The sequence below is a fragment of the Candidatus Margulisiibacteriota bacterium genome (assembly GCA_028706105.1).
Taxonomy (GTDB): Bacteria; Margulisbacteria; Riflemargulisbacteria; order GWF2-35-9; family DYQY01; genus DYQY01.
Map to the genome: position 1 here is coordinate 8,588 of JAQWCF010000065.1, position 2,192 is coordinate 10,779.

General features: G+C 34.8%; 2 protein-coding genes. Both read left to right on the forward strand.

Annotated features, from left to right (window positions below; all coding sequences use genetic code 11):
- Nucleotides 1–30: 30 nt before the first annotated feature.
- A complete protein-coding gene (locus PHF25_07175; protein MDD4527796.1) occupies nucleotides 31–1,197 on the forward strand; it encodes a cation diffusion facilitator family transporter in 1,167 nt (388 codons plus the stop codon).
- 65 nt (nucleotides 1,198–1,262) lie between these two features.
- Nucleotides 1,263–2,192: hypothetical protein (locus tag PHF25_07180; GenBank protein ID MDD4527797.1), on the forward strand; the 930-nt coding region annotated here is incomplete at its 3' end.

Here is a 2,192-nt window from a genome sequence, read left to right on the forward strand (position 1 = left end):
TTTTTATTATGTTTCTGCTATAATATCTTTATGTTCTCAAAATACCTTGTATCTTTATTCTTTAAAAAAAATGCAAATCAAAATGACCCTATCTTAAGAAAAAAAGTAGCAGACCTTGAAGTATACTCCAGCACCTTCATTAATATTCTTTTATTTATCCTCAAATTAACTATCGGAATTATTAGCGGTAGCTTTTCTATGATATCTGATGCTATGCATACGCTTTCAGACATTATTAGTTCTGCTTTTGTTTGGGCATCTTTCTTGTGGAGCGCTAAACCAGCAGATGAAGAACACCCTTTTGGCCATGGGAAAGCAGAATACCTAGGAGGCTTTATTGTAGCCGTACTTTTAATGGTAGTTGGATTTGAGTTTATTAAAGAGTCTATTATAAAAATACTACACCCTGAAGACTTCATTGCAACTCCTCTTATTATTTTATTAATTATAGTAACCATACTTCTAAAAGAATTATCTGCACAATTTTCCTATGGATTAGGTGATTATATTTCATCCAAAACATTAAAAGCAGATGCCTGGCACCACAGAACAGACGCACTTTCTTCTATTATTGTTTTACTAGCTTTTTGCTTACAATACTTTGGCATAACAGGTGTCGATGGTTGGGCTGGGCTGATTGTATCTGTCTTTATTTTTTACACAGGCATAGAAGTTGCTAAAGATTCTATAAACCCTCTAATAGGAGAGGCTACAGATAACTCGCTTATTCACAAAATAAAAAAAATAGCCTTGGAACACTCTGATGTAATAAATGCTCACGATGTTGTTATTCACTCCTATGGTCACACAAAAGCATGTTGTCTGCACATAGAAATCGATGCAACAACAGACAGCATGTCTGTGCATACAATCTCTGAAAATGTTGAAGAAGCCTTGGTAAAAAGCCTTGGATTCACTTCTGTCACCATACACCCAGACCCCGTTACTACTAATTTTGGGAAATACGAACAATTACCAAAGAAAATTGCCTTAATTGTAAAAGAAGATAATAGGATTGAGAGCTTTCACGATTTACGTTTAGTTGGCAAAAAAAACATTTTAGTTGATTTGGTTCCAGAAAAAAAAACAACCAGCGAAGAAATAATTGCACTAAAGAAAGATTTTTATGAACAATTCAAAAAGCTTTACCCAGAGCTCAATCTAAAACTTAAAATAGAACCCAAATTTCATTACTAAATTTTATAGGGAATATTCATAAACCTTTTCGATATATTAACAATACAAATTGAAAAGGATGCATAATGACACCAATCGGAACCAATACACTAACGATAGGACGTTCTCCTAATTTCGAACTAACCTACACGGCCAACTATCCTGGACATGAGCTTGTAGTTCAAAAATCAACCAACTTAACAAACCAATCTGGCTGGCAATCAATAGAAACAACTCGAACACTAGCAGATGGGAAAATCCAAAAATATCCAGTTAATATAACAGAACCTACCGGCTTCTTTAAATTATACATCCCTATTGATAGGTCACCGCTAATAACAGACGCAAATCTAGAAACAGCGATTAGGACTAGCCTTAACTTGACTAATGAGGATTCTTTAACTGAAGGTCAGCTCGCTACAATCACAACGCTTAACCTAAATAATCTAGGAATCAAAACCTTAGATGGAATACAATATTTAACAGGCCTTACTTCCATCAACCTTACAGAAAATCCTATTATTGACTATTCTTTACTGCCTACTACCAACAATGGACTCTCGAGCCTTGTTACCATTAAAAATGATTTACTAAACAACGATAGAGACAATTTTGCAAATACTTCTGCCCCTTTTTATGTGGAAGCAAACACAATTGATCCTTTAGTAACCGGTAAACTCGTCAGATACGTTCACCCAGAATATCTAGGCAACATCCATACTGAAGGCCAATGGTATGCAGGATTTTTATTAGCACACCAAGCTACTACCGCACCTCTTAATACTGAACAACAAGAACTTCTCAATAACATAATAACTGCTGGTTTGAATTATTTCCCCAATCTAACTATCAACGGACAAGAAACTACTTTGCAAGGATGGATAAAAAATGACAAGACCTCTGCAGCAGATGCTGATGTGTTTAAAATAATGACATTAGCCTTAACTAATAGAAGCATTGAAGCAAAAACATGCTCAGATGATTTCTTTAAGTACGAAACTAAAGACATCCAAGGA